This window comes from Arthrobacter sp. StoSoilA2, assembly GCF_019977195.1.
In the GTDB taxonomy this organism is placed as follows: Bacteria; Actinomycetota; Actinomycetes; order Actinomycetales; family Micrococcaceae; genus Arthrobacter.
Window position 1 is genome coordinate 2,170,938 of record NZ_AP024643.1, and the last position, 26,070, is coordinate 2,197,007.

Here is a 26,070-nt window from a genome sequence, read left to right on the forward strand (position 1 = left end):
TCATTGCAGACAGTCGCCAACACCGAGGCATGGTCTCGGACTGCACAGGATTGTGGCCGGAACGGCCAACATCCTGTCCGCTCTAAACATTCCGCATCGTCTGGTCGCTCAGTAACGTGAGTCACATCCAAGAACTCCACGCAACATCGTGGTGCTCAGGCCACTGCATCACACCTCGTCATCGCCTCCCAGGACTGCGGTGCTCCCGGTTGTGTCCCTTCTTCCATCGAAATGAGATCATCTATGTTGATTAAAGCCGCCATTCTGCACGAGATCGGCGCCGAGTGGCAGATCGAAGAGATCGAATTGGGCGATCCTGTCGAGGGTGAAGTGCAGGTCCGTCTTGCCGCGTCCGGGCTGTGCCACTCTGACGAGCACTTAGCTACCGGTTCAAGCCCCGTCCCGTTTCTGCCGATTCTTGGCGGACATGAAGGTGCGGGCGTGGTTACGAAGGTCGGCTCTGGCGTTCGCGGCCTTGAAGAGGGCGACCATGTTGTACTCGCATTCCTCCCGGCTTGCGGTACCTGTCGTCCCTGTTCATCCGGGATGCAGAACCTGTGCGACGAGGGGGCTGGACTGCTTGCAGGCAAGGCCATCAGTGACGGGTCATTCCGCGTCAAGACCCGCGATGGCCGGCCGCTGCTGCAAATGTGTCTACTTGGCACCTTCGCGCCTTACGTTACTGTCAACCAGGCGTCAGTGATCAAGATTGAGAAAGACATCCCCCTCGAGGCTGCGGCGTTGCTTGGATGCGGCGTTTCAACCGGCTGGGGATCGGCCACTGCAATCGGCGGTACAAGGCCAGGCGATACAGTCGTAGTCGTTGGGGTGGGCGGGGTCGGAATCAATGCCGTACAGGGCGCGGCAGCGGCCGGGGCGCGCTACGTGGTCGCCGTCGATCCAGTGCCGTTCAAGCAGAAGAAGGCTCTGGAGTTCGGCGCGACTCATGTCTTCGACTCTATGGCTGATGCCCAGGCCGCCCTGCCCGACCTCACCTGGGGTCGTCTCGCTCAAGTGGTCGTGCTGACAATGGGTGAGATCGAGGGGAAACACATTCAGGAGGCGCTTTCGCTTACGGCCAAGGGCGGCCAGGTCGTGGTGACCGCAATGGGGCACTATGCCGCTAACGAGGTCTCCCTCAATTTGTTCGAGCTGACGTTGCTGCAGAAGCGTGTCCAGGGCGCAGTCTTCGGCGGCGTCAGCCCACGGACCCAAATCCCGAGTCTGCTTGAGCAGTACCGCGCCGGAAATCTCAAGCTCGATGAGCTAGTTACGCCCTACAGCCTCAAGGATATTAATCAGGGCTACCAGGACATGCGTGACGGCAAGAACCTTCGCGGCGTCATTCGCTACACCGAAGCGGATTACTAAGCTGGCGCACTGCCCACCGACTCTCGAAGAAGCGAGTAGCTGATATCACTTTTACGACAAGCATTACATCAATGGCGGGTGGCACCCGTCGACGAGTACTGAGTTCATTCCCGTGGTCAATCCGCTACTGGGGAGGAGATTGCGGCGGCGCGGTGAATCTCTGCCCAAGAGAACCGCCTGGGATCCAACAGACATGGCGACGCGCGTCGGCCGGTACCCCTCACGCAAGTGGTTTTTGAATTCGTCGAAATTCCGAGACGGTCCATATAGGAGAAGAAGCTGTGGAATACGTAAACCCCAATCTTGAAAGCGTCACCACCCCAGACGAGGCCAACCTTGTCATCGAAGATCTCGTCGAGGACGTGTCCATCGATGGCATGTGTGGCGTCTACTAAGCGCATCCGGGAAAAGACAATGACGCCAACCAGCACAGACACCATGCTTGATGAGGGATGGGTGCTGTCACCGGCCGTTGCGTTAAGGCCGGAACCGTTCGGTGCCATGGCTTATCACTTCGGGAACCGCAAGCTCACCTTCCTCAAGAAACCCGAACTCGTCAGGATAATTCGGTCCTTGGAAGACAGCGCGACAGTTCGCGACGCGCTGCGGCAGTCAGGCGTGCCCGAAGCCCACTGGTCCGCGTATGTTGCTGCGCTGCACAGTCTCGCCGCGACCGACATGATCCGCGCCAGCGAAGGAAAAAACCAATGATTAACGGCATCAGCACACCTGTGGCACGCCCGACGGGCGGGTCCCTGGTGGACCAGTTTGAATTCGGCCTCGACGCCCCGATCTGCCTTACCTGGGAGCTGACCTACGCCTGCAACCTGGCCTGCGTTCATTGCCTGTCGTCCTCGGGTCGGCGGGATCCACGCGAGTTGACCACGGAGCAGTGTGAAGCCGTGATTGACGAGCTCCAGCGCATGCAGGTCTTCTACGTCAACATCGGCGGCGGCGAGCCGACCGTCCGCCCGGACTTCTGGCACCTGCTCCAGTACGCAGTCGACCACCAGGTCGGCGTGAAATTCTCCACCAACGGCATCCGGATCGACAAGCAAAAAGCGGCATTCCTCGCGTCCACGCCCTATGTGGACGTTCAGATATCGCTCGACGGAGCCACCGCCGAGGTCAATGATTACGTCCGTGGTCCTGGATCCTATGACACGGCAATCCAGGCATTGAAAAACCTCAACGAAGCGGGTTTCAAAGATGCGAAAGTCTCGGTCGTCGTCACGCGCCAGAACGTAGGCCAGCTTGATGAGTTCAAGCGCATCGCAGACGAGCACGGTGCCACGCTACGCCTGACACGGTTGCGCCCCTCCGGCCGGGGCGCTGACGTTTGGGATGAGCTGCATCCCCGGCCCGAACAACAGCGCATCATCTATGACTGGCTGACCGCCAACGGGGATAACGTCCTGACCGGTGATTCCTTCTTCCATCTGGCGCCTTTCGGGGAAAGCCTGCCCGGGCTGAACCTGTGCGGCGCGGGCCGGGTCGTGTGCCTCATCGACCCGGTGGGCGATGTCTACGCGTGCCCGTTCGCGATTCACGAAACCTTCCATGCCGGAAACGTGCTCGACGAAGGGGGATTCAAGACGGTCTGGCAGGAATCAGAACTGTTTACCGAACTCCGCTCGCCACAGACCTCAGGGGCGTGCACCAAGTGTGCGTTCTTCGACAGCTGCCGCGGCGGGTGCATGGCGGCGAAGTTCTTCACCGGACTGCCGCTGGACGGCCCCGACCCCGAGTGCGTTCAAGGCTACGGCGAAGCTGCCCTGGCGGGCGAGCGCAGCCGGCCCCAGCCCGGTCAGGACCATTCACGCGTGGCCCTACCGAAGCGAGCCCAGCCCGTCATGGTCCAACTCAGCCTCACCAAGCCGGACATCTCGGCGCCTCCCGTATCCGCTTGCGCCGCCAGCCCCCTCGCCGGCTTCCAGCCGTAGCGAGTTCTGCAACATCTTGAAAGGCAATCATGATCAAGAATCCTTGGGCACAGAACCCCTGGTTCGAATCCGTGGCCGAGGCACAGCGCCGGGCCAAAAAACGCCTTCCTGCGTCGGTGTATGCCGCTCTTGTGGCAGGCTCCGAACGCGGGCTCACACTCGATGACAACACTGCCGCCTTCGGCGAACTCGGCTTCGCCCCCCATGTCGTAGGCCAGCCCGCGCAGCGTGATCTGGCCACGACGGTAATGGGCCAGCACATTTCACTTCCGGTCATGATCTCCCCGACAGGAGTACAAGCCGTGCACCCGGACGGCGAGGTTGCAGTTGCCCGGGCAGCCGCCGCGAGAGGCACCATCATCGGCCTGAGCTCTTTCGCGTCCAGACCCGTGGAGGAGGTGACGGCCGCGAATGAAAAGACGTTCTACCAGATGTACTGGACCGGAACCCGGGAGCAGATGGTAAGCCGCATGGACCGGGCGCGTGCTGCTGGCGCCAAAGGCCTGATCGTCACCACCGACTGGTCCTTCTCGATGGGACGCGACTGGGGCAGCCCCGAGATCCCAGAAAAGGTGAACCTTAAAGCCGCCATCAGGCTTGCCCCCGAAGTAATGCTCAAGCCGCGCTGGCTTGCGTCTTTCGCCCGCAGCCTGCCCGACCTGACCGCACCCAATCTCGCCCCCGCGGGGGAGAAGGGCCCCACTTTCTTCGGTGCCTACTACGAATGGATGCAGACCCCGCCGCCGACCTGGGACGATATCGCATGGATCGTCTCTGAGTGGGGCGGCCCCGTGATGCTGAAAGGTATTTCCCGTGTGGATGACGCGCTGCGCGCCGTCGACGCTGGCCTCACCGCCATCTCCGTTTCCAACCACGGAGGCAACAACCTGGACAGCACACCGGCCCCTATCCGCGTCTTGCCGTCGATCGCCGACGCCGTGGGCGACCAGGTGGAAATCGTGCTCGACGGCGGCATCCGCCGCGGCAGTGACGTCGTCAAGGCCATGGCCCTCGGAGCCCGTGCTGTCATGATCGGCCGCGCATACCTGTGGGGGCTCTCCGCCAATGGGCAAGCGGGAGTGGAAAACGTCCTGGACATCCTGCGCTGCGGTATCGACTCCTCCCTGCTCGGACTCAGCGTCCCGTCAGTGCAGGACCTTCGACCTGAACACCTTGTCATCCCTCCGGGGTTTGTCCGGGAGCTGGGCGTCCCTGTGACAACGTATTCGTGATCCACAATCAGCACAGACGTGGCGAGCAGCACAGACTCGGGGGTCTCACCTGGCCCGATGTTCCAAACAGACCAATGGTGCTCGTCCCGGTTGGGTCCACCGAACAGCACGGTCCCCACCTGCCCCTGGATACAGATTCGGTGATAGCAACCACGGTTGCCCATGCATTGGCTCTGAAGGTTGAGGGTCCGGTGGTGGTTGCTCCGGCGGTCAGTTACGGCTCCAGCGGGGAGCATCAGTCTTTCCCAGGCACAGTGTCCATCGGAACGGAAGTACTGCGTCTCCTGATCGTCGAGCTGGTCCGTTCCCTCTCCACCTGGGCGGGCCGCATCATCTTTGTTAACGCCCACGGCGGCAACGTCCCGGCCCTTTCAAAGGCGGTGCTTCAGCTGCAAGAAGAGCGGCACAGCGTCGCTTGGTTACCATGCCTTGTCCCGGGCGCTGACCTGCATGCCGGCAGGACGGAGACTTCCCTGATGCTTCACCTCAATCCAAGCGCGGTCCGACTGGAACGGTCTGAAGCCGGCGAGCTTCGTCCCCTCCATGAACTTATGCCGGCGCTGCTTACCGGGGGTGTCGCTGCTGTCTCTTCCTCCGGCGTTCTGGGCAAGCCGAGCGGGGCACATGCATCCGAGGGTGTCCGATTGCTGGACCTGATGGTTCAGGACGCTGCCCACCGAATAATCGCGGGCGCCTTAGGCCGGAACGGGATGCTTGCGGTCAATGAGCCACAGGCAAGGGGGTTGACTTCGAGCAAGCCGGGTTGAAACTTCCCTGCCTGCTTAACCTCGAAAAATAATCGTGCTGCTGGCTTCTGAAGAAAGGAGTCCCCGTGTCGACTAAGCCAATGACGACCGACCTCATGCCCCCGAACATCCCAGATGGAATGACGCTTTCTCGACAATTCGTGGACGTTGGCTGCGACGGCGAGATTCACCGACGAGGTCATGTTGGCGACGTGATGCCCAGTGTCGTGGGTGAGCGATCGTGACGGTTAAGCGACATCAACTCCCTATGGGCTTCACGGTAAGACTGAACCGACGAGCAAAATTCGCTGGCAGGGGGAGGGAGCTCATCGGAGGTTCCCCGACGCGGGTTCTTTACCTCACAGAACGTGCCAGCAGAATGATCCTCGATAGGACAGCAGTCGTCTCAGACACTCCTACGGGCCTCTTGGTGGACAGCCTCTTGGAAAGCGGGATGGCTGATCCCGTGCTCGAATCGCTGCCTGAGCTTGACACTTCTTCCGTCACGGTCGTCGTTCCAGCCTTCGGGCGCCCGCTCGCCTTGGCCAGGTTGCTGACCAGCATCGGAAAAAAGTACAAGGTTATCGTCGTCGACGACGCTTCCCCTGACCCAGCGGCGATCCGGGACATTACAGAGCAGCACGGCGTACACCTGGTCCGCCTATCGTCCAACAGCGGCCCGGCACAGGCCCGCAACGAGGGCCTTAAGCACGTGACCACACCATACGTAGCCTTCGCCGATTCCGACGTTGTGCTCAATTCCGACACTATTCCGTTCCTTTTGAAACACTTTAACGACCCGTATGTGGCTCTGGCCGGTCCCCGCGTACTTGGCTGGGACGACGGAAAGGGCATGAACTGGATCGAGCGGTACGAAGAGGCAAGATCCTCGCTCGATCTGGGCACTTTCCCGGCAATAGTTCGGCCCCGGTCCCCGGTGTCGTGGCTTCCAGGTGCATTTCTCTTGGGCAGAACCGACGCACTGGGTGAAGGATTCACCTCAGCCAGCCGTGTCGGGGAGGACGTTGACCTCGTTTGGCGCTTGGTTGAACAGGGGTGGCGGGTCCGCTTCGAACCAGAGGCCAAAGTGTGGCACGAGCACCGGCAATCAATTAGGAGCTGGTTGTCCCGCAAAGCCTTCTATGGAACTTCCGCCCACGCCCTTTCTCTCCGGCACCCGAAAGCTATTGCACCAGCTGTCTTCGCACCCTGGTCTGTCGTCGTCGTCGCTGTGCTCCTGTGCCAGCGCTCGTGGTCGGTTCCGGCAGCAGGAGCGATTTCTGCCTTCGCCGGGTGGCAAATCTCCAAGAGGCTCGGCAGAAGCAAGCATCCGGGCCGAATTGCTGCCAGTCTGACTGCACGCGGAGTACTTGCAGCACAAACGCAGACCATGGCCCTCTTGGTCCGCCACTGGTGGCCGCTTGCCATCGCGGCGAGCATCTTCTCCCGCAGGTTGCGCCGCGCCCTCGCCGTTGCTTGCGTACTGGACGCGGTCTGGGAGTACCGCCGCACCCGCCCTCGACTCGATTTTTTTCGGTTTGCGGCCGCACGCCGTCTGGACGATTTGGCATACGGGACCGGCGTCTGGTCCAGCGCACTGCGAGGCCCGTCCCTCCGTTGCCTGCTGCCCGACATCCGGAAGAACCCCAACTGATGCCCAATGTTTCACTGCTATGCCATCAGGTTCGAAGTGATATTGACAGCCGCGCTGGGGATCAGAATCAGGTGCCCCAGCAGCCAAAAGGACGGAATGCAGAATCAAACAGGATGAACGAGGTGATCATGTGCACAGGGATAAGAGCGCCAGCGTGAGATACGACGTCCTGGTGGTTGGGGCCGGCGCCGCAGGCGCTCCCTTGGCGGCCCGCTTGAGTGAGGACCCGCAACGAACCGTGCTATTGCTCGAAGCAGGCCCAGTCCCCGACAACACGGAGTCCTTCCCGCAAGAGCTGCTCGATGCCGGGACCGTCCAAGGAGCCCTCCCCGGTTACCCCCACAACTGGTCATTCGCGGTTCACCTCACGCCAGACTTGCCTTACTCTATTGCCCGAGGCCGCATTCTGGGCGGATCAACCGCGATCAGCGGAACCTACTTCATCCGGGCACCGAAACAAGACTTTGACCGCTGGTCCTCGGGAGGAAATGAGGAGTGGGCGTGGGACAAAGTCCTGTCCTATTACAAAAAATTGGAAAACGACCTGGAATACGGCGAGAGCGACATGCATGGAGGCACTGGTCCAATAACCGTATCGCGCCCGCCGCAAGACCATGCCGTGACAAAAGCCTTTCAGCGGGCCGTCAAAGAGCTGGGCTTCCCAGCGGAACAGGACAAGAACAGTGGCGATGGACCCGGCTACGGACCCGTGCCATCAAACAGCATCCGCGGCTTGAGAATCAACACCGGAATGGCTTACATCAATCCTGCACGCGACCGCCGGAACCTCACGGTCGAGGGAAATTCTGTCGTGCGTCGGGTGCTGTTTGCAGGTACCCAAGCGATAGGCGTCGAAGTCCTACGCGACGGAGCAGTCTTCACGATCCAAGCAAACGAAGTCGTTCTTTCCGCGGGGGCGGTGAAAACGCCACATATCCTGCTGCTGTCCGGACTGGGCCCTGAAACCGAACTGAACCGATTCCACATCCCCATAATCAAGCACCTGCCCGGCGTCGGTAAGGGCTTCAGTGACCATCCCAGTCTCGCTATCAGCTGGCGATCCAAAGTCCCGGTGGTCGACTATGACACGACACAATCCATGGCTGACGTCCTCAGCTTTACCTCCAGAGGTTCACCCTGTCCTGGTGATCTGGAGATACTTCCACTTCTCAAACCAATTGGCTACATGCTGACCGGCAGTCCGGCATCTCCAGTGAATGAATCACCCAACGCTCCAGACGCCCTCAAATGGGGAGACCTAGCTTTTCTCGTTTCACTTCAGGCTGCGACGTCGCGAGGTCAGATAACCCTGGAATCTGCAGACCCTGCTGTGCAACCGCGAATCGACTTCAACTATCTCTCCACGGCGACCGACCTCAGACGCATGCGCGAGGCGGTCCGCACCGCCGTCGGCCTCCTTCGGTCAAAGGCATTCAGCCCTATTTTTAAGGAGCTGACGGAACTAGCGGAGCCAATCCTGCAAAACAACAGGCGACTCAATGGTTGGATGCGGTCCCATCTGGGGACGGCCTTCCATCTTTGCGGCAGCGCGAAATTCGGATCCCCGAGCGACCCTGACTCCGTAGTGGACCAATACGGCCGCGTTCACGGTGTCACAGGGCTTCGCGTGGCCGACACATCAATTCTGCCGACAACACCCACCCGCGGCCCCGCGGCCGTGGCAGTACTCATTGGGGAGCGGATAGCAGAATTCATCTAGGGGAGAGGCAAGACGAGCGCTGCGACCAGCATGTCAGCGTCAGCCGGGCCACGGTCGTTGTCAGCGTCTTCGTCTTGGGCGGACCTAACACCGGCATCGGTCATGACTCCCAGGTCTAATGCTCGAGATCCAGTGGAAAACGTTCTAGAGGCACTTGACCACATGTCCGTCAACCACATCCCTGCATTAGAGGTAACCCCCGCCGCAGAAGACCGCCGTGCCTCCACCATTGTCTGGCTCACCGGCTGCAACTCTCGGTACATAGATCCCCGCAACAACCAGCTGAACACCCTTTTGGCCCGACTACTCGCGCACCCTCCAGAAAGAAGTCGCCCCATTCAGCCCCTGCGCCTACCACGCCCTGCGTACCGTCGACAGGCAGCTATGAGTGGGTCATCGCTGTCAGGGGGCCAGGCCGACCGCTAACAACTCAGTCGTTGACAACCGCTAGAAGGCTCAGCCGCCTATAGTCTGCGGGCACTGGGCCTCTCAAGCCCGACACAAAGTTCCAAGCCTGCACCCGAAGGAAGGGTCAGCACCTCGTGGATCGGACGTAACACGAAGACCTACCTGCTTGTCCTTTAGTGCCGCACCGCAATTGCCCGGGTCAGGCCATGCTGCCGCCCGAAAGCCCATAGTCGAGGACGAGGGCGCCGCCTGTGGCGTAATTGGGCACGTCGGCAGCAACTGCTTGCCCTTCAGGTGAGGCCATCGCAGCCTGGAGTTCCGCGACGTCATTAAACTCGGCCTCGAAAATCGCGAAGTAGGGAGTAGGGCGGCCTTCGGGGTCCGGCGAGATGTTTGTTGAGTATCGCCAGGAACGCAACCCCGGCAGCTTCATCGCGAGCGGCAAATGGATCGACTCGTAATATTCGATGAAAGCACCGCGGTCAGCCGGTTCTGGGTATAGGACGATGAGCTTGTGCATGGTTCTTTTCTCCTCGGGTCTGACTGGAACACGGTCGGCGCTCTGGGCCCAAAGTTCCAGAAGCGATCCTTGTGCACGCTTGGGCATCCGTAGGCACGGAGCCCTTTGCGGCCACAACGTCGATATCGTGTGTGGCCAACCTTACTGACTTCCGGAACCACGAAGAATGATAAGAACGGACAGCGTGCTGACTGTTCCGGCCATTGGGCAACGAGGATAATCTGATTTGCCGGCACTTTTTGGGCGGTGTCCAGGGAGAGGAGACCAATGCCATCGCCGCGCAGGCTGATTCGAGTTGGGTTGTTGGCTTGATGCTGGCCATTGCATCGTTCTACGCAGGAGTCTGGGTAAGCCGGCGAGAGAGTAGCTGGTCAGTCTGCGGCTGTGTTCAATGCCGATGTCGGCCGCGTTTCCCATGTGCGGAGCGACCGTGGTATTTCGCCTATGTGGCCTTCCGGCGACCATTCCGTCTGCGGCAAGGGGTCCAGCGTTTCCGATGCTTCGCCCAAGCCTCCGAGGACCACGGCCCTGAGGGGGTCGTGGCCCTTGCCAGTAGCCCCAACGAACTCAACAGCCGGGCACATCGGGACCAACGGCGTCGAGCTTTCCGTACTGTTCTAAATGCCCATAATGGTACGGGCCGCCCGCTCGGGATCAACAGAGCAGGACCACGGCACCGTGACCTTGAGCTGAGGCGTGCAAGAGGTCCGCATGAGGTGGTGGTACCACGAGGGCGCATGGTCTACGGGAGCGACCGGGACGGCGACGTCGTGACCTGATTCGCGCAGTGTAGCTGCAGCCGCTTTGGCCCGTCATCCGGGCGCAGAGAAGAACCATGCCGTTCGTATTTTCTTCACGGGTACTTGCCATTGATTCTGTTTCTCGCATCCGATGCCAAGATTGGTTGAGAACTGATCAGGGGAAGAGCTGGGCAAGTCTAAGACCCAGCACGACTGTGAGCCTGTCTTCCGCGTCATTAAGATCAAGCTCGTACTTGCTTTCGAGTCGTTTAAGCCGACTGTAGACGGTTGAACGATGGAGGTGGAATTCGGCGGCTATCCTGTCCACCTCACCGTTGCGCTCCAAATACTCTCGTAGCACCGCTATGTTCTCCTCGCTTTCGCGAGCGACAAGAAGTGCAACCCTGGGGTCGATGGTGCGCAATCCAAGTTCGCGACCGATCATTACGAGAGTTCGCCACGAGCCCATGCGGTCCCATTGAACAATTGAGGAGGATCCGCGCTGGGTCTTGGCCACACGCAAAGCGCCCAGCGCCTCCTCATACGACTGCCTCGCCAGGTCCAAGCCTGGCACTTCTCCTCCAACCCCGTGGAAAGCTCCTGAAGCGTACGTGCTGCGTTCCAGAGCGGCACATACGCGATTTATCTCTTTCATGGGAGCACGTTCATTCTCATTGACGATCGTGACGAGCCGGCCGTTCATCTCTGCCCACGCCCCATCTATGTGTGGAATACCCTCCCACATCAGGCGGGCACCGGGCGACAGACTCTCTTTGAGTTCGGACACGAGAACGCGAATTCGAGTGGATCTTTCGAACGGCCGCATAGAGCTCAGGCTGTCAACCCCAATCCGGTGAGTCGCAGGGCTACGGCTCAATGTCGACCGGATTGCAAGTTGGACCTGATCGGATTGTGACTTTAGGAGTTCGATTTCCAAGCCCAGTGCTGTGAGCGTGCGTTCGTTCTCCAGATGCCAGTCGGACGGAATTGTCTGGTCGGGGTCGAGCGCGAACACATAGCCGACTGGGTAGCCCCGGTGACGAATTGTAATGACGGTGCGCGCAAGAGTATCAAACTCCTCATTTGCAGGTACGCGGACGAGGCCTACGTCGGGATCCAGATAAGGCATGAGCCAGTCGGGGACACGAGACGGATTGCTGGTCAGGATGCCGTCACGTCGAGGGGCATCAGTGCGGTCAGCCGGCTGCTCAGAGAAGGCCAGAATGCTGCCAACGCCGGATGTTATTAGGATCGGCGTATCAAACTGGGCATACAAAAGGTCTGCAAGTAGCTGGGCTTGACTGGCCGTCACAATTTCTCCTGCAGTTGGGGCTGAATCTCAAAAGTTGAAGCCTATACGTTTACCGCCAAGCTCTCAGAGCTGAGTCGTTCAGGGGCATCCGGTGGAGAGTCCAGTACTCTCGCACGCCTGCTCCTCGCCCCGAGGGCCGTCAGCGACGCCGAGTTCCTGCCCCCGACAGATGTTGGTTACATGGGCTGAGTAAGGTGTGCGGGATAATCGCAAGGATTTCACCCTGAGGTTACAGTACGGTGATACTACCCATAATAATAAGCGTAGCCACACAGACGTTTCCTTCGGCGTCGATTGCCAGGAGTCAAACATGGCACCTCAGGGGCCATGGGAAAAACTGGACGGTGCAGCAAAAAACTCACCACGCGCCACTACCTCCCAACTGGAGACACGGCCAGACCAGTTCGGCAGCCTGAACGGTAGCGCCATCGGGGGATAGCCGACACCGTCTGGTGGGGCCAGAGGAAGGTGGCCGTGAGTTCTGGACAAGCTTAATTATGGCGGAACCATCGGCCTTGGCACAGTACAACGGCCTGAATCGTAGCCGACCCTCCGCCGAACCAATTTCTCTGAAGTGTTCCTAGGGGCTTCTAAAACAATGTCGTTTGGCCTAACCCGGGGGCCGTCGCGCTCGGTGTAGAGCGACGGTGGTCCCACCGTCCAGAGTTTCACCGGGTGAATGCCTGAAGGGACAAAGCTTTGAGGGGCAGTGGAGGGACCCCCAGCCTACAGTCAACTGCGCCGGACAAAGGTCACCGCCGTTTTCACACGCAGTACTGAGCTACGTCGGGCCCGCGCACGGCCTCGTGTTGTCGGCCCTGGCCGTAGCCAAGGTCTCAGTACTGCCAGAGATCCCGTCCACCACAACCCGGATGCCATTCTCGACAGCGGTCACTACCAAGCTTCCGTCGTTGAGACTGACTGGACTCGCCAGGAAGCCCGAACCGGAAACGACCTCACAAAACTCCATAGCACTTGCTCCTCAATTCACTTCGTGCCCATGCCCATGATGACCGCCAGTTGTCCTAACACGGGAGTGCACCTTCCGTCGCATTGGTCGCAACGGGCCGCCCACACCCGTCGTGAGCCAAATCCCGGGACAATCACTTGCCGTGAGGAACTGCTTGGCGTCCTGCTAAGGACGCCTTGTGGGCTGAGCCGATGCCAAGTCGACGATCTCCTCCATCCGACATCTGTCTGGTTCCGCGCCAGCAAATACCAGACAGTTGGTGCAAGCGCATGAGCTGGGCCACTGACAGACTTTATGGAACGCCAATCAAGCGAAGGAATTAGACGACGATGTCTCAGCGAATTTTGCTACTTAACCCTTGGGGCATGAGTTACATGGATGAGCCCGCTCTCGAGTTAGTGGCACGACATGTCAGGCCCGATACGACCGTCGAGGTGCGCAACCTGGGCGAGGCCGCCCCTCCGCTTCCATGGCCGGTCGAAGACCTCGAGGCGACGATGGTCGCTGAGGCGCAACGGGCGCAGGCGGAAGGCTTCGACGGTCTGGTGATCGCCTGTTCCGGGGATCCTTACCTCAAGGTTGTGCGTGAGGCGGTCGACATACCGGTCTCAGCTCCGACTGAGGCCGCGATTCATTTGTCGCGCTCTTTCGGCAAAGTCGCGGTCCTGGCGAGGCGGATGCCGGACAGCTACTCGGCGCCCCTGTCGCGCCTGTCGGGACGGGGAAACGGGGACTTTTGGGAGGATAAGGCCCGCGAGTACGGGTTGGCGGACGATGAGTTCACGATTCGCCGTGTACCTATCACCCGGCATCCCGAGTTCGAATCGCTCGAGCACCTTACCGATGTTGACCCTGACGGACTTCGAGACATGACCCTTGATGCCATGACTGCCGCATTGCTCACGGAGGGCGTGGCCCAGGCCAAGGCGGCTGTCCAGGAGGATGGTGCCGAAGTCATCTACTTTGCCTGCACCTTTTGGAGCCGGGGGCTGGATGAGCTCAGCGGAAATCGCTCACTCTTCGGGGTCCCCGTGCTCAACCCATTGGTGTCCGCAGCAATTTTTGTGGAATCGGCAATCATCGCTCGAGGTCACACCGTTCCCACGACGGCTTTGTCGTCCTAGCCACGCTTACGACGACCGACGTCAAGAGGGCCGCATTCCGGCTCTTCAAGGTGGTCCGGTTGAAGGCTCCTGGCTGTGTGCCAGGCCCGCCGACACCATCCAGACGTCACTATCAGATACAGATTGAAGGGGTTTAAATGCGTGAAGGCAATGAAAATAAGACTCGGGACGGGCGGCCGCTGCGTTTCTGTATGTTTACAACCAATGCTCCGGCGGGGTTCCCGGGCTCTCCGTGGAACCAGCCTTTGGCGGCAAGCCACGACTACCGGTCGTTGAAGTCCTGGATGAAACTGGCGCGCGAACTCGAAGCTGCAAAGTTTGACGCCATCTTCTGGGCGGACCACTCAGGGGTCTATGACACCTATGCAGGCTCGCGGGACGCAGCTGTACAGCGCGCCGTTCAGTTTCCGATCAACGATCCGAGCTCGCTCGTCTCCGCGCTCTCAACCGTCACGGAGCATCTGGGATTCGCCTTCAGTGCGAACGTGATTCAGGAGCACCCGTTCAGTTTTGCCCGACGCGCAGCCACCCTGGACCACCTTACTGAGGGGCGTGTCGCATGGAACATCGTCACTTCCTTTCAGCGCTCGGCATGGCGAAACGTCGGATACGAGGAAGTCGCCAGCCACGCTGAGCGCTATGCGCGGGCCGAGGAATATGTCGATGTGTTCTACAAGCTGCTGGAGGGCAGCTGGGAGGACGGTGCCGTAACGCGCGACCTCGAAACAGGCGTGTACGCCGATCCGAGCGCTGTTCATTCCGTCGATCACGTCGGCGAGTTCTATCGTTCTGCGGGGCCTCTGCCTGTTGAGCCGTCGCCGCAGCGGCTGCCAGTTCTGTTCCAAGCGGGCTCCTCCAATGACGGCCGCTCTTTCGCGGCGCGCAATGCTGAGGCAATCTTCATCTCGGCAAAGAGCCCACGAGGTGCTGCCACCTTCGTGGAGGATATTCGCGCTCGGATGACGGAGACCGGCCGGGATCCGGATGACATCTTGGTCTTCCAGGCCATATCCTGCATCGTCGGTGCCACCGAGGAAGGGGCACAGCAAAAGGCCGAGGTCATGCGCTCCTTCCTGAGCGATGAGGCAAGTCTTGTGTTCCAGAGCTCGGCCATGGGTATCGACCTCAGCGGCGTGGACCTCGACACGCCCCTGGGTGACTTGGAAACAGACGCGATGCAGGGAGGTCTGCGTGCACTCATCGAGGCAGCTCCAAACAAGGAGTGGACCTTCCGTGAGGTGGTGTCGAAACCAATGACACCGCACGTTGTAGGGACAGCGGAACAGGTTGCAGACTGCATTGAAGAATGGGCGGCATCCGGCATCGACGGCATCAACATCTCCTTCATCAACGGTCCCGGCGAACTCGCCGATTTCGCCCGCTACGCCGTGCCAGAGCTGCAACGACGCGGACTCATGCAGACCGAATACGCTCCGGGCACTCTCAGGGACAAGTGGTTCGGATCGCCGCGCGTAAACGATCGGCACCCCGCGGCGAAATACCGGCGTGGAACTGCTGTTGAGTCTGAAACCCCGATTGGATCGCTTACAGCCAGCTAGCGAACCCCCCGGAATGGCCGGTACTCATCAGGGATTCCAACAGTGTACGCGGCGGTGAGACCATATCCCGAGCAGTGGGATTGGCTAGCAACAGTCGCAATGCGGTGCATGGCCCCGTGGGGGACCGGCTCCAGCTGCCCCTAGTGCTACACGCGTCAGCGACTGTCCTTACTGGCTCAGAATCGGACAGTTTCGCAAGCGCCCATGGGGCCATGATTCTCAGCAGGAACAAACACCCAAGGAATGGTTTCGTGCACACGAACCACCTCACAAATGCGTCGCGGGCCGGTGCCAGCACCAAAACGCCTTTGAAGCACGGACAATTCGGCTCAGTATGAGGCCAGCGCAACCATGGGCAGTGATTCGAGGACGAATTCCAACCCAGCAAACGTCATGTATTCGGCCACAAAGAGAACGAAGCCGGCAGCAGGTCGGGGCGGGCGTTCAACATCAGCGCAGCAACATCAAAGGGAGAAACCCATGAATAACCAAGACAGTATAATCACAAGTGGCAGTCATAGTGCCTCTGAGGAAGAACTGCTAGTTCCCCAGGCTTACAGCGAAGAACGACGAAGCTCCAGCCAACGGAAAAAGGCGTTTATTGGCGCGATTTGCGGGCAAATTTTCGAATGGTATGACTACGCTATCTATGGCTTCCTGGCCGTGTACATCGGCGCAAATTTCTTCGCCTCGGGTGACCCTGCGGTCAACGTGATTAGCGCTTTCGCTGTATTCGCATTGGCCTTCTTCATTCGACCAATCGGCGGAATCATCTTCGGCCCCATGGCCGACAAAATTGGTCGTAAGAAGACGCTCCTTATCGTGCTCACTTTGATGAGCGGCAGCACAGTAGTAATGGGACTTCTGCCCGTATCAGCGGCCGTAGGCCTGTTGGCACCCGCTTTATTGATTCTTCTACGGCTCATTCAGGGAGTCTCCGCCGGTGGAGAACTTGGAACCATCAACACGTTCATCGCCGAGAATGCCTCGAAGGGAAACAAGGGATCTGCCACGAGCGTCATTGCAGCGGCATCAATCGTAGGGCTCCTTCTCGGCGCGTTTGTCGCCAATGGCATGAGCTGGGCCCTTGGGGCCGGGGCCATGACGGCATGGGGTTGGCGTATTCCCTTCTTGTTAGCCGCCCCCCTGGGTCTTCTCGCAATCTACATACGTACGAAGCTGGAAGAGACCCCTGACTTCAAGGCGCTGAAGGAAGAAAACGGAATCTCCAAATCCCCGCTGAGGGAGACACTGCGCCACCCAAAGCAGCTCTTCCTTGTGTTTTCGGCAGTAACCTTTATGGGCTCTTCCATCTACATGGTTATGACGTACTCGACCACATACCTGACGGCTGTTGTCGGGTTCGAGTGGGGCCCCACGTTCGGATATGTAGTCCTCGCTGGAGTGATTGCCATAGTCCTTGCTCCGATCAGCGGGAAGATCGGTGACAAGTTTGCACGCCGGAAAAACTACCTGGTTCTGACTTCCGTACTCGTCGCCCTGGCCATGGTGTGGTTCTTCTTCACAGCACCCGCCGCCACCCCAAGCACGCTGCTGGCACCGTGGATCGCACTGTCCATCGCGTTCGGACTCCTGCTGGGAAACCCGATGGCGATGATGAGCGAACTCCTGCCAGTTCGATTGCGGTCCACTGGATCCGCCATCGGATACAACGTGGCCATAGCCGTCTTCGGCGGATCTGCGCCCTTCATTGCATCTTCACTCATTGCATGGACCAAAGACCCCTCCAGCCCGGTATGGTACTTCCTTCTCACAGCCTTGGTGTCGGTTGGCGGCCTGCTGCTCATTAGGGACAAAGACTTGCTCGGCAAAGACCACTAGCCGCCCGGCTATTCTGCCGGCCTTCCAATAACCCAGAAAATAGAGAGGCAGCACAAATGTCTGTACTGCAAACTGAAGTGCGCGGACACATAGGCATTATGACCTTGAATCGTCCCGAAAAGCTCAATGCTATGGACGCAGAGATGTTTGTCAGGATGGCTGAAACCTGGACAGCGTGGTCACTTGATAGCAACGTTCGATGCGCAGTCGTGACGGGAGCGGGCACCAAAGCGTTCTCTGTGGGAGGTGACCTTGGCACACTCATCCCCGTGCTCACCGGCGCCAAACCGCCGCAGAACGACTACGAGACCCTTCTGCTGGAGTCGCATCCAAAAGTCCGTGATACCGCCATGCTCCGCGCGTACTTCCGCAAACCAGTCATTGCCGCCATCAATGGTTTCTGTGTTGCCGGCGGAACAGAGTTCATTCAAGGAACCGACATTCGCGTCTGTACGGAGAACGCTACCTTCGGTCTGCCGGAAGTGAAGCGAGCTATCGTTCCAGCCGGTGGGTCACTCACCCGCCTGAGTCGACAAATCCCCTTCGCCAAAGCGATGGAGCTGATTCTGACGGGAAACCCGATGTCAGCTGCAGAAGCACTCCAATACGGCCTCGTGAACTACGTAACCACCCAGGACAACCTCCTGGACAAGGCCCTGGAGATCGCCAACGAAATCAGCGCCAATGGCCCGTTGGCCGTAGCTGCAGCAAAGAAAGCCGTTATTCAGAGCTCCGGCCTGACCTATGAAAATGCCTATGTGCTTGAAGACAAGGCATGGGACGAAGTCGCGAACTCAGAGGATGCAAAAGAAGGCCCCATCGCCTTCATGGAAAAACGTCCCGCACTATATGTCGGGAGATAGGCACAAAGTGAACACACTTTCTGATAAAGCGTGCATTGTAGGCATCGGCCAAACCGAGTTCACCAGAGGCACGGAGAAAACAGAACTTCGCCTGCTTCTCGAAGCGACGAAGAACGCGCTGGACGACGCTGGCCTCGAAGCGCACGAAATCGACGGCATAGTGGGCCCACCCGTGGCCAGCACCTCTGAACAGCTCGCTGCCAACCTGGGGGTGAAAGAGCTGAAGTACGCGTCGACGGTTCTCATGGGCGGTGCCAGCCCCGTGGTCGCGCTTCAAACCGCAGCGATGGCGGTAGCAAGCGGTGTGGCGGAAAATGTACTGGTTCCCTTGGGATGGAACGGATATACGGATCGCAGAATCAGCAAAGTCGGAACAAATATCGAAGCCATCGCTGGCTCGCTGGGATCGTACTACATCCCCCATGGTGCCGTTTCACCAGTCCAGTGGTACGCCTGGCTGGCCACACGACATATGGCCATGTACGGCACCTCACCCGACGCGTTGGCAGAAGTCGCCCTCAGCAGTCGGGCCAATGCACAGTTGAACCCCAACGCCTTGATGTACGGTCGTACATTGAACCGCGAACAATATGACGACTCCCGCTGGATTTCAAAGCCCTTTAGGATGTTCGATTGTTGCCTGGAAAACGATGGAGCATGTGCGGTAATCGTGAGCTCTCCCCAACGTGCGCGCGATCTCCGCAAGAAGCCGGTCTTTATATCCGGAATCGCGGAGGGTCATCCCTACCCGGCAGACGATTTCTCATCGCGGGAGGACATCTTCAAAATCGGATTGAGTGACGCCGCTCCTCGTGCCTTTGCTGCTGCTGGAGTTAACCATTCCGACATCGACTTCATGCAGGTATACGACTGCTTTTCCTTCGTTGCTCTGCTTCAGATCGAGGCAATGGGCTTCTGCGAAAGAGGCGAAGTCGAGGACTACGTGAAGGGTGGACGCTTGCGGTTAGGGGGAGAATTGCCCATGAATACGCATGGCGGGCTTCATTCCGAAGCACACATCTGGGGCATGAACCATATCAATGAAGCAGTCAAACAGCTTCGTGGAGAATGCGGCGACCGTCAAGTTGCCGATGCAAAGGTTGGTCTGGTGACAGGGTGGGGAGACTTTGGTGACGGTGGATTGGCGGTTCTCCGAAATGACTGAGATGACAAAAAAACTTACATTTATCAAGCCGGCGGCGTCCAAGTTGTCCGATGAGTTCTACAGTCACTTCCGGCGCGGAAAGCTGTGCCTTCAGAGATGCGTCGACTGTAAGTCGTGGATCCATATTCCTAGAGAGATGTGCGCTCAGTGTGGTTCCTTCGACCTTGAGTGGGACGAGTGTTCAGGTCGGGCCGAGTTGTTCACCTGGACCGAAACGATAGTGGCTCCGCTCTCCACTCTTAAGGACGACGTTCCATTCACCGTAGCACTTGTCCAACTTGAAGAGGGCCCGCGTGTAGTGTCCCGGGTTGTGAATGCCGAATCAGATGAGCTGACCGCGGGGCTGAAACTAAAGGTGAGATTCGACGAAGTCGATCAAGACATTACGCTCGCTACTTTTGAACCCGCCTAAGCCTCGTCAGGCTATTAAAGAGAACTAGGAGGTACTCAGAATGCCGCGTGCTTCTGGTGTGCTGAATGGTCTTAAGGTCATTGATCTGTCGACCATTGTATTTGGTCCCTACTGTACGCAGATGCTTGCTGACATGGGTGCCGACGTTATCAAAGTCGAATCTCCGGACGGCGACTTCTTCAGGCAGAGTGGGAAGTCGAAAGAATCCGAAGATATGGGTCCTATCCATATGACATTGAACCGGGGAAAGCGCTCCGTAGTTATTGATTTGAAGTCGGCTGAAGGTAAGCAGACACTCATCGATCTCATCCGCTCTGCAGATGTCTTCATCCACAACATCAGAGGATCCGCCATTCAACGGTTGGGATTTGACTACGAATCAGTTGCGCTCCACGCGCCGGACATCATCTATGTCCATTGCGTAGGATACGGGTCCGCAGGTCCCTATGCCGACTATCCGGCCTACGACGATACCATCCAGGCCGCGAGTGGGTTCATCGACCTGGTTGCCAGCACTTCGAATACCTACGAGCCCAAGTTCGTTCCTACCATTGTGGCTGACAAAGTTAGTGGCCTGTATGCGGTGCAGGCAGTTCTTGCTGCACAGATACATAAGCATCAGACGGGCGAGGGGCAATTCGTAGAAGTACCCATGTTCGAGAGCTTCGTTCATTTCCTGCTTGAGGAACACTTGTTCGAAAGAACTTATGAGCCGCCAGTGGGCAGCATTGGGTACCGGCGCATCGTGGACAAAGACCGGAAACCGTTTGCAACATCCGACGGCTTCATCACTATCCTGCCGTACACGGATAAGAACTGGCATGACCTATTCGACCTGTTGGAGTGCCCGGAAGTCCTGTCCACTGTGCCTGTAGAAGGCTCGTTGTTACGGGTACAGCACGTCGGGCGGTTCTACGAGGCAATAGGCGAACGAACTCCTGGACGGACAACCGAGGAGTGGATGAGTGCGCTGACCAAAATCAACGTGCCGGCCATGCCTGTACGAAAGATCGAAGACATCCTCGACGATCCGCATCTCACGGCCGGGGAGTTCTTCAAGGTAGTGGAACACCCGACAGAAGGTTCCTACATTCAGATGCAACCACCGATCAGGTTCGGGGCAACTGGCTCCCCGGAGGTCGGGCATGCCCCGCGGCTCGGGCAGCACACCGACGAAGTACTGAAAGAGTTGTATTCGCTGGCAACGAACGCCGATGTCGACGCGGTGCGAGGTTAACTATGGAAAATAATCTGGTTCTTTTCGAACAGGCCAATGGTGTAGCAGTTCTTACGTTGAATCGGCCGGAGGTGTTGAACAGTCTTACGCCGGAGATGCACGTTCAAATCAGGGACGTGCTGGAGAAGATTCAGTCCTCTCCGGAAATTCGGGCCCTGGTTGTCACTGGCTCCGGAAGAGGTTTCTGCGCAGGCGCTGATTTGTCAGAAATCGACATGACGCCCGATTCCGGTCTTTTCGATCGCATCGACCCCGGTCGACTGCTCAGCGAGTCCTACAACCCCACCGTAAGACTTTTCCAGGAACTCCGCGTTCCAACGATTGCTGCTTTGAACGGAGTGGCAGCCGGCGCTGGTGCGTCGCTGGCGCTACTTTGTGATATCACGATTGCCCATCCCAGCGCCTATTTCGTTCAATCGTTTACAAAGATCGGAATGATCCCGGATGCGGGAGCAACCTGGACCCTGGTCAACCGTATTGGTTATGGGCGTGCAATGGGCTTGTGCATGACAGGTGGTCGGCTTGATGCGAACAGGGCCAAGGAATGGGGGCTCGTTTGGGACGTCAGCGAATCGTGCGTGCAGGATGCCGTGTCCCTCGCTGAGGACCTGGCCAAAATGCCCACGAGAGCGCTTGCTGCACTGCGGCAGACTCTGAGCGTAGCCTGCCATCAAGACCTGAACGCGCAACTTGAATTAGAGACATTTCACCAGTCGGCTCTCGGCAGGACTCAAGACTTCGTGGAGGGAGTCACTGCTTTTATGGAAAAACGACCAGCCGTATTTGTTGGACGTTAGTCTCCGGATCGCTGGGTAAATCGCTAGGTAGCGGGAGGAAGAGCATTTGAATCTAGTTATTACGTCTGTCGAAGACGGGGTTTATACGTTAGTGCTGAACTCACCGGAGACGTTGAATGCAATGTCTTACGAGATGCTTGATGAACTGAAGATCGCACTGGACAGGGTAAGAGCAGACAAGCACAGCAAGGCATTGATTCTCACTGGGCGCGGACGTGGCTTCTGTTCCGGGGCGGAGCTGTCCGCCATGGACTCGCGTATGGCAAAAGACAGTTTCGGCGCCGGAGTAAGCCAATTCATGACTTCAGTCTGTTCTCCTATCGTCGAGGCCATTCAAACGATGCCTGTGCCGGTCATTGGGGCGGTCAATGGGCCTGCGGTCGGTGGCGGTTTCGGGCTCGCCCTGGCATGCCATGTCGTTGTAGCCGCTCGAACGTCCTATTTCAGCGCCCCTTTTGTCCCAAAGCTCGGATTGATTCCGGACATGGGGGCGACATGGTTCTTGCCCCGATACGTCGGTATGGCCAGGGCGCTGTCGCTATGCCTCCTGGGCGAGCGTCTGTCCGCGACAGAGGCAGTGGACATGGGACTGATTCATAAGTGTGTGGATGATGAAAGCCTGGCTGAGGAGGCGCAGTCGCTTGCGCGAAGGCTGGCTGAAGTGCCTCGACAGGCTTTTGTCGATCTCTACCGGGCGCTGAGCTCGGCGGAAGAAAATTCCCTTCGCGAGCAACTGCACATGGAAGCGGAGCGGCAGGGTGTCCTCATTGAACTTCCTGCATTCAGAGAGGGAGTTTCTAAGTTTCTTAGAAAGAGCTCCTAGAAAGGGTCCTGATCGGACCAATCTATATGTCTGCCAGAGGGCGGCACACTTCGAGTCTTGGTAAAGGGAGTGGCATGAACAAGACCAAATATATGGGTGTGGTTGGTTACGTCGGGCTGGGAAACATGGGAAGTGGAATAGCGACTCACTTAGCCGAGGCCGGTGTGCGCCTGGTGGTATTCGATCTCAAGCCGGCGGCAGTCGCCGCTGTCGTAGCGAAGGGGGCGAAAAGCGCAGCTTCCTTGGCAGAACTGGCTGCGGTAAGCGACGTCATCATTGTTTGCGTTGACCCTCAGGGACAAGTAATGCGGGTGGTTGACGAGTTGGCCGAGTTCCTGCGTCCCGGTCAGACGGTCATTATTCAGTCGTCCGTGTCTCCGGCATCAGTTATTGAGATGGCGGAGGTGGTGGCGAAGAAGGGGGTGAAGCTGTATGACGCTCCTGTAAGCGGCAGCCACGAAGATCGACGCAACGGAACGTTGTCAGTTCTCGCTGGTGCCACTGTGGAAGGAGTGGGGGCCGAGACCGCCCTGCTTGAGTCGATCGGCCGGCCGCTCTACCTAAACGCTCTCGGGGGCGGAGAAGTAGCCAAACTCGCCAACAACGCGATCATGACGGTGACACGTCTGGCTACGATTGAATCGTTGGAGTTTGGTCGTGCCTTTGGGGTGTCGGAGGAGGATCTGGCCAAGGCAGTCATGATCAGCAGCGGCGGCTCCTGGGTACTGGACAACTGGGAATATTTCGACGAACAGCTGCGATCTGGTTTCACCTTGCGGATGTCAAGCAAGCAGTCGAAAGAGATTCTCGAGACAGCGGAAAGCCGCGACGTGCGTATGCGAATGACCGAGGCCGCATTGGAGTACTCCAAGATCATTCACGAAGCCCGTTATGCCCGGTTGACCAACAAGGAACAACACGTGCCTGCAAGCAGCTGAATGCAACTCACCAGCACGTTCGGGCGGAGGGTGGCGCTCTGCTCCGGCGGAGCGTGCCCGAAACGATTCCTAAGGGTCCAGCTGCAGGCAGCTTTCCGTTCGTCACTTGGGTTGCCATCTTTGCCTCGGGGCGGACAGTCTGATCTTCCTGACCACCTTGGCCGGCAATACCCTCAGCAAAGCTCCGGGCCGGGCCGCGGCCAACAGGCAGTTGCTGCGTCAACCGTACTAATCAAGGAGGAAACGTTGAAAATTCAACGTGTTGGAGACGTGAAAACCGCGCTGGGCGAAGGACCGTACTGGGACCCGACCGCTGGCGTACTGTACTTCGTCGACATCCTGGGAAACGCAATCTGGCGGTACAACCCGGATGGGGATTTTTTCACCAGCTGGCCGACCCCCGTGCAGCCCTCAGCAATCAGCCGCACAACGGACCAGCGACTAATCACGGCCCTTGCCGACGGGTTTTACGATTTTGACCCCGACCGGGGAGTATTCCGCCTCATCGCCAAGGTGGAATTCGACAACGACGAAGAACAGATCAACGACGCCAAAATAGACCGGCAGGGACGCTTTGTTGCCGGTGCCAGCAACAAGTCACGCCGTCCGGGCGCGGGCCTGTACAGTTTCGACGGCGAAAACGTCACCAAACTCGACGACGGCTTCACCATCTCCAACGGCCCGTGCTGGAGCCCGGACGGCCGCACCTTCTACATCGCCGACACGATCCCCAAGATCATCTACGCCTATGACTACGACACCGCCACCGGTGCGCTCTCGAACAAGCGTGTCTTTGCGGACACCTCCGACATCAGCGGACTCCCCGACGGGGCGACAGTCGACGCTGACGGCCGGGTATGGTGGACCTTCGTCGGAAGTGACGGAGGGCTGATCTGCTACAACCCAGACGGAACGATCCACCAGCGCCTCGCCACCGGCGTTAAATCCATGACGAGCATCCAGTTCGGTGGCGAGAAGTTCGACACCATGTATTTGACCTCCCTGGATCCTGAAAAGCTTGGCCGACCCACAAGCGACCCGCACAGCGGCGCGCTGTACAAAATCGAACAAACCGGAGTAGTTGGCCTGCCCGAACCACTTGCCACCACCATGGTGCACCCGCCGAGCACTACAACGCGATGACCCGGACGGAAAGCGCTGGGATGCTGCCGAAATAATCGATGGCTCAGGCGCGTCGGTTGGACTGGTGAGGCTGGTGCATAGGACCGGTCCTATGCAGGGGACGCGAGGACGCGCAAAGTGGGTACTTGAATTTCGACGCGCTGGCCGGAGAGTTGTTGGCTCCCGAGTGTCGTTGCTTTCTGGCCAACAATAGGGGCAATTGTTCGCGGATTCGATGATGCGGGAATCCTTCCCGTCGGCGAGGACGGCCGTCAGTTCCCGGGTCGGTGATCGGCTCTGTGCTGGTGCTGCAAGCCGGAATGCTTCGAGGTCGCAGAGCCCCTTTGCCGGTTCGGCACCGCGGGTTGTTTCCAGCGCGTTCGCAGCCGAGGAAAAGCTCCTACTGACGGGATTGCCGGCAGCCGCCAACGAAATTAGCAGGTGGGTTTACGGTCCCCGGGTGGGCCGGAACGGGCACGTGGCGTGGGAGCGGAAGCACCACTACTCAGTGCCCTTCGCCCGCGTCCCGGTGGACGAGCAGGGCCTTGACGCGGCACTGGCCGTATTTCAGCTTTCCCGGCGCCACTCGGCTGGCCGGGGTCGAGGCGACATGCTCGCCTTGCGCTGGCAGGCCAGGTGAGGTCCCACGGTATGCGCATCTACAGCCGATCTATGCCAGGGAACGGGACGAAGGCGAGCCGGGTTCAGGCCACCATAGGATATTCGACTAGTAAACGGCGGCTACGTGCGCGTGCCAACTGCAACGAAGGGGGGTGCCAAATGAGCTGGATCGATGTCGAAACCCAATCCATGCGGCGTGAGGTGGGTGCCGTCCCGATGCTGCAAGCGCTCGAGGCCCAGGACGAGACACCCGTACTCGGGGGCCTTCGAGGAACGACCCGCCTGACCGTCGACGAGGCACACTCCGGCTTTAACCACGCCAAGGTCGAGGGACTGATCCGACTGGCCGGCTTATGCTACCCGGACGCGGACCTGCGTCGGCTCAACCTCGTGGACGAAGGCGCCTGGACCGGAACCTGATCGCCCGGCTCGGCACATGCTCAGTTCATAGAACAGGCGCAGAAACGTCATTTTTCAAGGTTTCACCGGGTCCGGGAAGTCCCTGTCGGGCATGCCCGAGCTCGAGGAAGCCTGGGTGCTGGCGAAGGACAAGCCATTGGGGGTCACGAGGTTTTTGAAAAAGTACGCGGCCTTCACCCTGCTGGTGATCGTCGGATGGTTTCTCGACCATACCGACGAGGGCATGCGCAGTATGCTGCTGGAGCTGCTCGAGCGCCGGTACGACTCGGCGCCGACGGCGTTCTGCCGGGGTACGCCAAAAAGGACTGGCGCCAGCGGCTCTCCGGGGTCCACTCCCACGCCATCATGAACCAAATCGTGCACAACACCATCCGGGTCCATACCGGCAATCACAACATGCGCGAACACGCGACTATGACCCTGTGAGAAACACTGGTGGGGGCCAGCGGACCCCGTAGCCAGGGCCGCTGCCCCCACCGGTACTATCAATGGCCCCGAAGGGCAATATCGCCGCCCTCGGCCTACCACTTT

The 26,070-nt window shown here is 59.0% G+C and carries 23 protein-coding genes; 21 read left to right on the plus strand and 2 right to left on the minus strand.

Going from position 1 to position 26,070, the window contains the following annotated elements; genetic code table 11:
* Positions 1–243: 243 nt before the first annotated feature.
* From LDN82_RS09915 to mftG, 8 genes are all read left to right on the plus strand, one after another.
* On the plus strand, positions 244–1,371 hold the full coding sequence (locus LDN82_RS09915; protein WP_224167223.1) for an NDMA-dependent alcohol dehydrogenase: 1,128 nt from the start codon (positions 244–246) through the stop codon (positions 1,369–1,371).
* A 281-nt stretch (positions 1,372–1,652) separates the two neighbouring features.
* Positions 1,653–1,766, plus strand: coding sequence for a mycofactocin precursor MftA (mftA, locus tag LDN82_RS09920; RefSeq protein ID WP_224167224.1), 114 nt, complete (start codon positions 1,653–1,655; stop codon positions 1,764–1,766).
* A 19-nt stretch (positions 1,767–1,785) separates the two neighbouring features.
* Positions 1,786–2,082: a mycofactocin biosynthesis chaperone MftB gene (mftB, locus tag LDN82_RS09925; protein ID WP_224167225.1), complete on the plus strand. Its 297-nt coding sequence runs from the start codon at positions 1,786–1,788 to the stop codon at positions 2,080–2,082.
* Positions 2,079–3,314, plus strand: coding sequence for a mycofactocin radical SAM maturase (gene mftC / locus LDN82_RS09930; protein ID WP_224167226.1), 1,236 nt, complete (start codon positions 2,079–2,081; stop codon positions 3,312–3,314). Before mftB ends, mftC begins: the two co-directional genes overlap by 4 nt.
* A gap of 29 nt (positions 3,315–3,343) precedes the next feature.
* The gene (gene mftD, locus LDN82_RS09935) at positions 3,344–4,546 is read left to right on the plus strand and encodes a pre-mycofactocin synthase MftD (protein WP_224167227.1); all 1,203 of its coding nucleotides are present in this window, start codon (positions 3,344–3,346) and stop codon (positions 4,544–4,546) included.
* Between the two features lie 74 nt (positions 4,547–4,620).
* Entirely contained in the window at positions 4,621–5,313 is a 693-nt protein-coding gene (gene mftE / locus LDN82_RS09940; protein WP_263422292.1) for a mycofactocin biosynthesis peptidyl-dipeptidase MftE, read from the plus strand.
* Positions 5,314–5,560: 247 nt separating this feature from the next.
* Positions 5,561–6,946, plus strand: a complete 1,386-nt coding sequence (gene mftF / locus LDN82_RS09945; RefSeq protein ID WP_224167511.1) for a mycofactocin biosynthesis glycosyltransferase MftF — start codon at positions 5,561–5,563, stop codon at positions 6,944–6,946.
* Positions 6,947–7,160: 214 nt separating this feature from the next.
* The gene (mftG, locus tag LDN82_RS09950; RefSeq protein WP_263422293.1) at positions 7,161–8,666 is read left to right on the plus strand and encodes a mycofactocin system GMC family oxidoreductase MftG; all 1,506 of its coding nucleotides are present in this window, start codon (positions 7,161–7,163) and stop codon (positions 8,664–8,666) included.
* Positions 8,667–9,273: 607 nt separating this feature from the next.
* Here the strand turns inward: mftG and LDN82_RS09955 are convergent.
* Together LDN82_RS09955 and LDN82_RS09960 are read right to left on the minus strand one after the other, a co-directional pair.
* Entirely contained in the window at positions 9,274–9,594 is a 321-nt protein-coding gene (locus LDN82_RS09955) for an EthD family reductase (protein WP_224167229.1), read from the minus strand.
* Positions 9,595–10,509: 915 nt separating this feature from the next.
* Positions 10,510–11,646 carry a helix-turn-helix domain-containing protein gene (locus LDN82_RS09960; protein ID WP_224167230.1) on the minus strand — a complete coding sequence of 379 codons (1,137 nt, stop codon included), beginning with the start codon at positions 11,644–11,646 and terminating at the stop codon, positions 10,510–10,512.
* A 1,299-nt stretch (positions 11,647–12,945) separates the two neighbouring features.
* Between LDN82_RS09960 and LDN82_RS09965 the strand changes: the two genes are divergently transcribed.
* From LDN82_RS09965 to LDN82_RS10030, 13 genes are all read left to right on the plus strand, one after another.
* The gene (locus tag LDN82_RS09965) at positions 12,946–13,740 is read left to right on the plus strand and encodes an aspartate/glutamate racemase family protein (RefSeq protein WP_224167231.1); all 795 of its coding nucleotides are present in this window, start codon (positions 12,946–12,948) and stop codon (positions 13,738–13,740) included.
* Between the two features lie 191 nt (positions 13,741–13,931).
* The gene (locus LDN82_RS09970; RefSeq protein ID WP_224167232.1) at positions 13,932–15,299 is read left to right on the plus strand and encodes an LLM class flavin-dependent oxidoreductase; all 1,368 of its coding nucleotides are present in this window, start codon (positions 13,932–13,934) and stop codon (positions 15,297–15,299) included.
* Between the two features lie 480 nt (positions 15,300–15,779).
* Complete coding sequence (locus tag LDN82_RS09975) at positions 15,780–17,141, plus strand: MFS transporter (RefSeq protein WP_224167233.1); 1,362 nt, start codon at positions 15,780–15,782, stop codon at positions 17,139–17,141.
* 56 nt (positions 17,142–17,197) lie between these two features.
* Entirely contained in the window at positions 17,198–18,004 is an 807-nt protein-coding gene (locus LDN82_RS09980; RefSeq protein WP_224167234.1) for an enoyl-CoA hydratase-related protein, read from the plus strand.
* A gap of 7 nt (positions 18,005–18,011) precedes the next feature.
* Positions 18,012–19,169: a hypothetical protein gene (locus tag LDN82_RS09985; protein WP_224167235.1), complete on the plus strand. Its 1,158-nt coding sequence runs from the start codon at positions 18,012–18,014 to the stop codon at positions 19,167–19,169.
* 452 nt (positions 19,170–19,621) lie between these two features.
* Positions 19,622–20,818, plus strand: a complete 1,197-nt coding sequence (locus LDN82_RS09995) for a CoA transferase (protein ID WP_224167236.1) — start codon at positions 19,622–19,624, stop codon at positions 20,816–20,818.
* A gap of 2 nt (positions 20,819–20,820) precedes the next feature.
* The gene (locus LDN82_RS10000; RefSeq protein ID WP_224167237.1) at positions 20,821–21,615 is read left to right on the plus strand and encodes an enoyl-CoA hydratase-related protein; all 795 of its coding nucleotides are present in this window, start codon (positions 20,821–20,823) and stop codon (positions 21,613–21,615) included.
* A 46-nt stretch (positions 21,616–21,661) separates the two neighbouring features.
* On the plus strand, positions 21,662–22,438 hold the full coding sequence (locus tag LDN82_RS10005; RefSeq protein ID WP_224167238.1) for an enoyl-CoA hydratase-related protein: 777 nt from the start codon (positions 21,662–21,664) through the stop codon (positions 22,436–22,438).
* A 74-nt stretch (positions 22,439–22,512) separates the two neighbouring features.
* Complete coding sequence (locus LDN82_RS10010; RefSeq protein ID WP_224167239.1) at positions 22,513–23,376, plus strand: NAD(P)-dependent oxidoreductase; 864 nt, start codon at positions 22,513–22,515, stop codon at positions 23,374–23,376.
* Between the two features lie 246 nt (positions 23,377–23,622).
* Entirely contained in the window at positions 23,623–24,519 is an 897-nt protein-coding gene (locus LDN82_RS10015; RefSeq protein ID WP_224167240.1) for an SMP-30/gluconolactonase/LRE family protein, read from the plus strand.
* 214 nt (positions 24,520–24,733) lie between these two features.
* Complete coding sequence (locus tag LDN82_RS10020; protein WP_224167241.1) at positions 24,734–25,138, plus strand: hypothetical protein; 405 nt, start codon at positions 24,734–24,736, stop codon at positions 25,136–25,138.
* A gap of 140 nt (positions 25,139–25,278) precedes the next feature.
* A complete protein-coding gene (locus LDN82_RS10025; RefSeq protein WP_224167242.1) occupies positions 25,279–25,539 on the plus strand; it encodes a hypothetical protein in 261 nt (86 codons plus the stop codon).
* Positions 25,540–25,630: 91 nt separating this feature from the next.
* The gene (locus LDN82_RS10030; RefSeq protein ID WP_224167243.1) at positions 25,631–25,888 is read left to right on the plus strand and encodes an ATP-binding protein; all 258 of its coding nucleotides are present in this window, start codon (positions 25,631–25,633) and stop codon (positions 25,886–25,888) included.
* Positions 25,889–26,070: the final 182 nt, after the last annotated feature.

Bases quoted from the DNA above. Each gene is read 5' to 3' on its own strand.
- LDN82_RS09915 (WP_224167223.1), top strand. From the start codon at position 244: ATGTTGATTAAAGCCGCCATTCTGCACGAGATCGGCGCCGAGTGGCAG.
- mftB (WP_224167225.1), top strand. From the start codon at position 1,786: ATGACGCCAACCAGCACAGACACCATGCTTGATGAGGGATGGGTGCTG.
- mftC (WP_224167226.1), top strand. From the start codon at position 2,079: ATGATTAACGGCATCAGCACACCTGTGGCACGCCCGACGGGCGGGTCC.
- mftD (WP_224167227.1), top strand. From the start codon at position 3,344: ATGATCAAGAATCCTTGGGCACAGAACCCCTGGTTCGAATCCGTGGCC.
- mftE (WP_263422292.1), top strand. From the start codon at position 4,621: ATGGTGCTCGTCCCGGTTGGGTCCACCGAACAGCACGGTCCCCACCTG.
- mftF (WP_224167511.1), top strand. From the start codon at position 5,561: ATGGGCTTCACGGTAAGACTGAACCGACGAGCAAAATTCGCTGGCAGG.
- LDN82_RS09955 (WP_224167229.1), bottom strand. From the start codon at position 9,594: ATGCACAAGCTCATCGTCCTATACCCAGAACCGGCTGACCGCGGTGCT.
- LDN82_RS09965 (WP_224167231.1), top strand. From the start codon at position 12,946: ATGTCTCAGCGAATTTTGCTACTTAACCCTTGGGGCATGAGTTACATG.
- LDN82_RS09970 (WP_224167232.1), top strand. From the start codon at position 13,932: ATGTTTACAACCAATGCTCCGGCGGGGTTCCCGGGCTCTCCGTGGAAC.
- LDN82_RS09975 (WP_224167233.1), top strand. From the start codon at position 15,780: ATGAATAACCAAGACAGTATAATCACAAGTGGCAGTCATAGTGCCTCT.
- LDN82_RS09980 (WP_224167234.1), top strand. From the start codon at position 17,198: ATGTCTGTACTGCAAACTGAAGTGCGCGGACACATAGGCATTATGACC.
- LDN82_RS09995 (WP_224167236.1), top strand. From the start codon at position 19,622: ATGCCGCGTGCTTCTGGTGTGCTGAATGGTCTTAAGGTCATTGATCTG.
- LDN82_RS10000 (WP_224167237.1), top strand. From the start codon at position 20,821: ATGGAAAATAATCTGGTTCTTTTCGAACAGGCCAATGGTGTAGCAGTT.
- LDN82_RS10010 (WP_224167239.1), top strand. From the start codon at position 22,513: ATGAACAAGACCAAATATATGGGTGTGGTTGGTTACGTCGGGCTGGGA.
- LDN82_RS10020 (WP_224167241.1), top strand. From the start codon at position 24,734: ATGATGCGGGAATCCTTCCCGTCGGCGAGGACGGCCGTCAGTTCCCGG.
- LDN82_RS10025 (WP_224167242.1), top strand. From the start codon at position 25,279: ATGAGCTGGATCGATGTCGAAACCCAATCCATGCGGCGTGAGGTGGGT.
- LDN82_RS10030 (WP_224167243.1), top strand. From the start codon at position 25,631: ATGCCCGAGCTCGAGGAAGCCTGGGTGCTGGCGAAGGACAAGCCATTG.